This window comes from Siminovitchia fortis, assembly GCF_007681465.1.
GTDB classification, from domain to species: domain Bacteria; phylum Bacillota; class Bacilli; order Bacillales; family Bacillaceae_C; genus Siminovitchia; species Siminovitchia fortis.
Genome location: NZ_VEKZ01000006.1, coordinates 71,389 through 79,037, shown reverse-complemented (window position 1 = coordinate 79,037; position 7,649 = coordinate 71,389). Strand labels below are relative to the sequence as shown.

Genomic DNA, 7,649 nt, shown 5'->3' with positions numbered 1-7,649 from the left:
ACGGGCATTGGGGAGGACCCCCAGTGACCGCGCAGGCGCTTTTTCAGCGTTAACGGGCATTGGACTGGACCTCCAGTGACCGCGCAGTTGTTTTTTCATCGATAACGGGCATTGGGGAGGACCCCCAGTGACCGCGCAGGCGCTTTTTCAGCGTTAACGGGCATTGGAGCGGACAGCCATTGACCGCCCAGGCGCTTTTTCAGCGTTAACGGGCATTGGACTGGACCCCCAGTGACCACGTAGGTGCTTTTTCAGCGTTAACGGGCATTGGAGAGGACCTTCCTTAATGCACGTCAATTTTCTATATGAAAAAAACGCCCTCAGGCGTTTTTCCAACTGAATTTATGAAAGTTCCAACATGCGATCCAGCGCCAGCTTTGCAAATTTTGCGGTTTTGTCATCTACTTTGATCACGTTGTGCTCCCCGCCTTCTTCGATCGTTTCAAGACACCAAACGAGGTGCGGCAAGTCGATCCGGTTCATCGTCAAACACGGGCACATATGCGGATTCAACGATATGATATGTTTGTCCGGATGTTCCTTGATCAGGCGGTTCACCAGATTCATTTCTGTTCCGATCGCCCAGGCAGACCCCGGTTCCGCATTTTCAATCACATTGATAATAAAGCTTGTCGACCCATTCATATCCGAAAGCGCCACGACTTCACGCGAGCATTCCGGATGGACGAGCACTTTCATTTCAGGATATTTGTTCCGGACATCTTCGATATTTTTTACAGTAAAATTCTCATGAACGGAGCAATGCCCCTTCCAAAGCAGGACTTTTATTGTCTCAACAGGCCCGTCGAACTCCAATTCATCGGTGATTGGGTTCCAGACGGCCATTTCATCCAGACCCACGCCCAAATTGTACGCAGTGTTTCGCCCGAGGTGCTGATCGGGTAAAAACAGGATTCTTTCCTTTTGCCCGAACGCCCAGCTGACCATATCTTCAGCGTTGGACGAAGTGACGGTTGCACCGCCATTTTCGCCGACGAACGACTTGATCGCAGCGGTCGAATTGACGTAAGTGAGCGGCAGAATCGTGTCTCCGAATATGGCAGTCAGCTTCTCCCATGCGCGTTCAGTCTGATAAATGTCGGCCATGTCCGCCATTGAACAGCCCGCCCGCATGTCCGGCAAATACACTTTTTGATCCTTTGCCGTCAAGATATCCGCGGTCTCTGCCATAAAATGGACGCCGCAAAAAACGATGTGCTCCGCTTCCTCATTCTTTTCGCAAAGCTGTGCGAGCTGCAGCGAATCGCCGGCAGCATCGGCGAATTGGATAATTTCATCTTTTTGGTAGTGATGTCCGGGAATGTACAGCTTGCTTCCAAGTGCGGCCTTCACGGCGCGCACCCTCCCCTCCAATTCCTCCGCTGACATGTTGCGGTACTTTTCAGGCAGCACATTCGTCTGCTTTTCCAACGTTTGAAAAATAGTCATACCCCTATAATCCTCCTTTAGCGGGCAGGCTTGTGCCCAGCGTTTTTTGATAATAAAAACCGGATAGGAAAGTGGACAGTGGTCCTAAATTTTGAATAGTGTTTCTGAATTCTTGAGAGTATTTTCCGATAGCCGGGAGTTTCCGAAGAGTATTTTCAAAAACCCGTATCAGGTAAGGCATCCGAGACTCCTTCTTCCGCTCAATCCCCCACCTTCACCTTAGCGCTTATATCCAGCGCAGAAACGGAGTGGGTCAAGAATCCCAGTGAAATATAATCGACGCCGGTATCCCCATAGGAAGCAAGATTATCCATCGTGATCCCGCCTGATGCCTCTGTTAAAATGCCTTCCGGAACCAGTTCGATCCACTCCCGGATTTCCTCTGGCGTCCTGTTGTCGAACATGATGACGTCGGCTTTGGCGGATGTGGCTTCGAGCACCATTTCCTTCGTCTCGGTTTCGACTTCGATTTTAACCATATGGCCCGCCTTTTCCCGAACGGCTGCAACCGCTTCGGCGATCGACCCTGCGAAGGCGATGTGGTTGTCTTTCAGCATCGCCCCATCGTACAGGCCGTAGCGGTGGTTCTCCCCGCCTCCGCAGCGGACGGCGTATTTTTCAAGCATCCGCAAACCAGGCGTTGTTTTCCTTGTGTCACAAATTTTCGTATGGTCACTGTTCAGAACCTCAACTGCTTGGCGCGTTTTCGTCGCAATGCCGCTCATCCTTTGCACGAGGTTCAGAATGACGCGCTCTCCTTTTAACAGGCTTGCCACCGGCCCCCGCACTTTCGCAAGCAACTGTCCTGCCGCGATTTTTTCTCCGTCACGGACAAAGATTTCATACTGCAGCTCCGGATCAAGGATGGAATATCCCGTCCTGATGATCTCTTCCCCGCAGAATACACCGCTTTCTTTTGCGATAAAATTGACTTCGCCACTCTGCCCATCCCCAAATATTTGACTGGTGACGTCACGGTCTCCGATATCTTCAAGGAAAAATTGTTCAAGTTGCAACCGCAGTTTCAATTTGTTCATTTTGTTCATTCCTTTTTTGAATGATTTGCCTGCCCATCCAATCGTGATTTTTTTCACAAGGGTGGTCGCTGCGAAAATGCCCTCCCCTGCTTTCTGTTCTTTTGAGTGCTGAATCCGTAATCAGCCATGATGTGATAAGCATGAACGCCTGCGTCATTTCTTCAAAGTTCAAATGCCCCAGGTCCGCATTCAGCCATTCTTCTATTTGAAAGCTTTCCAGCCATCGCTTTTGTTTGCGTAAACCTTCTTCAGACCGGACAATCCCTGTATTCTCCATCATGGTTCGTTTGATATCCTTGATTTCCGGAAGTCGAATACAGCCGGATAGAGGACGCCTGATTTCCGCAAATTCGATGCCCACCTCATCCCGTCTGCCCTCATTGATCCATTCGGACAATTTTTTTCCCATAAAAAGTCCTTCAAGCAGCGAGTTGCTTGCCAATCGGTTCGCTCCGTGCAAGCCTGTGCAGGCAGCCTCACCGATTGCATACAACCCTTTGATACTTGTCCGCCCGATGAGGTCGGTTTTCACACCGCCCATTAAAAAGTGGCTTCCAGGTGCAACGGAGATCCGGCTTTTCCACTCCACGTGATTTTTTTCACACATAGCGGTAATCGTCGGGAATCGCTCAGCAAAATTTTCAATGGCCGATACGTCCAAATATACGGGCGTCCCTTCACGTAAATAACCGTAGATTGTTTGCGCGACGATATGCCGCGGCGCCAGGTCTCCCATCGGGTGGACGCCTTCCATGATCGGTTCTCCCGCCTCGGTAACGAGCCTTCCGCCATCTCCGCGGACGGCTTCTGAAATCAAACCGTGCGTTTTTCCATTCAAATAAAGCAGGGTTGGGTGAAATTGGACAAATTCCATGTCGGCGATTTCCGCCCCCGCCTTGTATGCAAGCGCAATGCCGTCGCCCGTCACGGTTTCGGCATTCGATGTATGGCTGTAAAGCTGGCCGCAGCCTCCAGTAGCCAAAACAACGTGGTCAGCAAAAAACGATTCGATGTTTCCATCAGCGTTTTTTCCTTTGGCCCCGATGCAGCGGCCGCTGGAATCTATGATTAAATCAAATACAAACGTATTTTCAAAGATTGTACATTTACCGGCAGCAGCAGACGCAAGATGTTCCATGATCCGCCGGCCTGTCGCATCCCCGCCTCCATGGACGATCCGATTTTCACTGTGCGCACCTTCCATTCCAAGCAGCAGTCCGCCCTTTTCATCTGTGTCGAACCGGCAGCCTTCCTCCGAAAGCTCTTCGATCAGATTCGGTGCTTCCTTTGTCACCGCCAGCACGGCGGCGCGGTCATTATGGAATCCGCCGGCTTCCAGCGTATCGGCAAAATGGCTGTCAGGATGATCATTTTTCCCGATGGCAGCGGCAATCCCTCCCTGCGCCAGATTGGAATTTCCATTCTTCAAAAAAGACTTTGTGATAATTATCACATTCTTATCGTCACGAAGGCGCTTCGCCAATTGCAATGCAGCCACACCGCTTCCGATTATAAGAACATCCGCTTTTGTCATTACATGCCTCCGTATATTTACAGGTGTATTGACACTTATATTTACATAGAATTAGACTTATGACAAGAGTTTTTTACAAAATTCATAGAAAGCAGGTTTGCAAGGTGAAATATTTCGATTATGCGGCTTCCTGCCCGCTCGATCGGGAAGCAGCGGAAGTGTATGTAAAAGCGGCATCTTCTTACTACGGAAATTCGAGCAGCCTCCATGATGCCGGGGATCAGGCAAATGAGCTGTTGGAATACAGCCGGGCCCAGTTCGCACGCTTTTTCGGTGCATCAAAGGACGGGGTATTTTTTACAGGCAGCGGATCCGAAGGCAATTTTTTGGCCATTCAAACATTATTGTCTGGCAAGGTAAAAAGAGGAAAGCACATCATCACCGGAATGGCTGAACATTCGTCTGTTTTAAATACAATGGAAAAACTGCAGAAGGCAGGCTGGGATATCACGATGCTTCCTTTTGCTCCGGAAGGGCGGATTGATGTGGGCGCATTCCGGAATGCTGTCCGCCATGATACGGTTTTGGCAAGCATCCAGCATGCCAACCCGGAAATCGGAACGCTGCAGCCGATTGAAGAAATAAGCCGAATCTGCAGGGAAAACGATATTCTTTTTCACAGTGACTGCGTCCAGTCTTTCGGTAAGGTGGATTTGACTGCGGTCGCCCGTTCCGTTGACAGCCTGACAATTTCCGGCCATAAATTTTACGGGCCAAAAGGAGTTGGAGCCGTTTATCTGAATCCTGCCTTGCGATGGGATCCCTATGTTCCAGGCACAACGCACGAAGGAGGATTCCGGCCGGGAACGGTGAACGTACCAGGGATTGCCGCCATGGCAGTGGCAGCGGAAAAAGCTGTGAGCGGTTTGGAAATGTACGGCGAGCATTACCACGAGCTGCGGGGAGAATTTTTAAAATCCCTTGAGCCCGTTAAGGCAAAGTGCACTGTCTATGAGGCGGACCTTCCATCCACGATCGGCATGAGAGTAGCGGGCCTTGAAGGGCAGTTGGTCATGAACGAGGCAAACCAGCGCGGATTTGCCATCTCGACCGGAAGCGCCTGCCAGGTGAGCCTGCAGGCACCATCGAAGACAATGATTGCACTTGGAGTTGAAGTGAAAGCAGCGAAGGAATTCATCAGAATTACGCTTGGCCGGGAAACGGAAATGGAGGATGTCCGGCAGCTTGGGGAAGTACTTGTAAAAATTGTTGAGGAAAATTTGCAGGGGACGTTTGAATGAATATGTACAGAAACCGCGGGTTTATGATCCGGGTGCTCGGGTTTATGTTCCGAGACAGGACGGATATGATCCGAGAGACGGGGCGGATATAAGCTGGGAGTTCGGTTTTATGATCGAAATGAACTGGGGCTTTCGGGTTTGCGATCCGTTCCTTCGGCACTATGACCCGGAGCCAATCTGTTATATATCACACCAGCAGCTTTCGGCCCAGCCGAAAGCTTCTTCTTTTTTACACAAAAATAATCTGCTCTGTCTCAACCGGAAACAGGCAGATTATGGAGGGTTTCCAAATAGTTTTTCCAATTTTTCATTACTCCTCTGCTTTGCTTAGGCAGCGCTCACACTCGTTGAAATAGCACTCGTGCATTTCATGCATTTCTTCTCCGCATTGGCAGCATTGTTTGGCAGGAATGTTTCTGTAAAATTCGATTGGCAACATCTTAAATGGCCTCCTTTTTTGTTATTAAACACATTGTAGTATAACAGATTAATAATGTCAACATCTGTTATATACCTGTTTTATATATATTTAATTCATTTTGAAAATAAATGTGCCAAAAAAAAAGCGAAAATATGATAAAAAAAGCTCTATTCACAGGACAAGATTTCGACTATAATTATGTTGATATTTAACAATTTAAGGGGGAGTCTCATTGAAGCGTTTGTTGCCTGCAGTGCTTGCGGCAGTCCTTGCCATCTGGGCGCTGCCATTATCCGCTTTTGCGGCGGTGGATCCGAAAGATCCAGAGTTTCAAAAATATTTAGAAAGAATTGGAATGTCTGAGGAAGATTTTGTTACATATTTTGAGGATGTCCATGATTTCACGCTTGAAGATTTCGATTCTGTTAAAGAAATAAAAAATTACTTGGGCGAACCAATAAATAAAGAAAACCTGAACGCCCTACTTGCCGACTACGGCATGACAAAGAAAGAATTGGAGCAGCTTCTTGCGGAAAACGGAATGTCTTTGGGTGATTTTGTTTTTATTGATGATTTAGAGGCTGAGATCTTGTATTTGGCTTTTGACTCAATCGATGAAGACGCGATCATTGAAGCCCTTGCCGGATTTGGCCTGACTAATGACGAAATGCAAAAATTGGAAGCTCACTTGGAAAAAGTTCTTGAAAATTCTGATCAGGAAGCATTTTTAGCCAAACTGTTAAACTTGGGGGACCGCTTGATGTCCTTCCCGGAATTTGACAGCGCATCTGAGCTTACACCAGGCCAGATCGCAGAGCTGCTCAGCATTTGGGACGAGCTCTTGAACCTTCTACAATTAAAAGTAGATTACTATTTAGTAAAAGACGGCATTGAAACGCCTATTTCTCTATCAGCATTAATCCAGATGGATACAATCGACGGGGCTGACTTGCTCATAAAAATTTATTCCAAAGATGGCCAATTCCTTGCCGACCTGCTGATTACAAAAGAAATGTTCGGCTCTGATCTTTTGAATAATGCCGGACAAAAAATAAACAAGGTGGAGACAGCAACCAAAACTTCCGCCAAAAAGCCGGTTGCCAAAACAGTCAAGGGTAAAAAGCCTGTTGTCAAAACCGTTAATGGCGGAAAACTTCCAAACACAGCGGGAGGCTACCTTCCTCAGACAGCTGCCGGACTTGCGTTTATTATCTTAGGTGCCTTCTTATTCCGTAAATTCAAAGCCAAAGGTGCATGATGAAACGTTTTATTCTTCTTGCAGCGGCAGTTGGATTGATTGGGTTTGGTACTTGGCTTGCCGGGACGAATGCCTTTAAATTTTTGACGGGGTATATGATTTTTACCGTGAATAAAGCCAGTTCAGAACCTGCACCCGTCAAACAAGAAGAAGCACCTCCTGTAAAAGTGAAACGGGATACAAAAACGGTCGTTTATGAAGAACGCCCTGAAGAAGGCGAAATCATCGGCGATTTGATCATCCCCAAGCTGGACGCCACATTGCCGATTTATCATGGAACAGATGAAGACGAACTGGAAAAGGGTGTCGGCCATTATGCTGGCAGCGTCCTTCCCGGAGAAAAAGATAATTCGGTCCTTTCCGGCCACCGGGATACAGTCTTCAGAAGGCTTGGCGAAGTGGGAAAAGGTGATTTATTGATCGTCACCACGTCCATGGGTGAATTCACTTATAAAATACGAAAAGTACGAATTGTGGATGCGGACGACCGGACGGTCATCGTTCCGAAGCCGCGTGCCACCTTGACCGTCACTACATGCTATCCGTTTCGGTATATTGGTGATGCGCCGGACCGCTACATTTTGGTCGGCGATTTGATCGAAAGCAAAAAATATGAAGAATGACAAGCCGCACCGGTTGGTGCGGCTTTTTTTGTAAGAGCAATGATAGTTAAGCAAAGGTGGGAGACTTTATAAGAAAGTTGGGATTC

Annotated in this window: 7 protein-coding genes; 3 read left to right on the top strand and 4 right to left on the bottom strand. The window is 48.1% G+C overall.

Annotation, left to right across the window (positions count from 1 at the left end; translation table 11 throughout):
* Window positions 1-342: 342 nt before the first annotated feature.
* From nadA to nadB, 3 genes are all read right to left on the bottom strand, one after another.
* Entirely contained in the window at window positions 343-1,449 is a 1,107-nt protein-coding gene (gene nadA / locus FS666_RS03735; RefSeq protein WP_144460657.1) for a quinolinate synthase NadA, read from the bottom strand.
* A gap of 200 nt (window positions 1,450-1,649) precedes the next feature.
* Window positions 1,650-2,486, bottom strand: coding sequence for a carboxylating nicotinate-nucleotide diphosphorylase (nadC, locus tag FS666_RS03730; protein WP_144460656.1), 837 nt, complete (start codon window positions 2,484-2,486; stop codon window positions 1,650-1,652).
* Window positions 2,455-4,020, bottom strand: coding sequence for an L-aspartate oxidase (gene nadB / locus FS666_RS03725; RefSeq protein ID WP_144460655.1), 1,566 nt, complete (start codon window positions 4,018-4,020; stop codon window positions 2,455-2,457). The genes nadC and nadB overlap by 32 nt, the downstream gene beginning before the upstream one ends.
* A gap of 104 nt (window positions 4,021-4,124) precedes the next feature.
* Here nadB and FS666_RS03720 point away from each other — a divergent pair, with 104 nt between their 5' ends.
* Window positions 4,125-5,261, top strand: coding sequence for an IscS subfamily cysteine desulfurase (locus tag FS666_RS03720; RefSeq protein WP_144460654.1), 1,137 nt, complete (start codon window positions 4,125-4,127; stop codon window positions 5,259-5,261).
* Window positions 5,262-5,571: 310 nt separating this feature from the next.
* On the opposite strand, the gene yhfH is transcribed toward FS666_RS03720, so the two are convergent.
* Window positions 5,572-5,700, bottom strand: a complete 129-nt coding sequence (yhfH, locus tag FS666_RS03715; protein WP_120074025.1) for a protein YhfH — start codon at window positions 5,698-5,700, stop codon at window positions 5,572-5,574.
* Between the two features lie 214 nt (window positions 5,701-5,914).
* Between yhfH and FS666_RS03710 the strand changes: the two genes are divergently transcribed.
* Window positions 5,915-6,940, top strand: a complete 1,026-nt coding sequence (locus tag FS666_RS03710; RefSeq protein WP_144460653.1) for a processed acidic surface protein — start codon at window positions 5,915-5,917, stop codon at window positions 6,938-6,940.
* On the top strand, window positions 6,940-7,563 hold the full coding sequence (locus tag FS666_RS03705) for a class D sortase, LPxTATN-specific (RefSeq protein WP_144460679.1): 624 nt from the start codon (window positions 6,940-6,942) through the stop codon (window positions 7,561-7,563). The genes FS666_RS03710 and FS666_RS03705 overlap by 1 nt, the downstream gene beginning before the upstream one ends.
* Window positions 7,564-7,649: the final 86 nt, after the last annotated feature.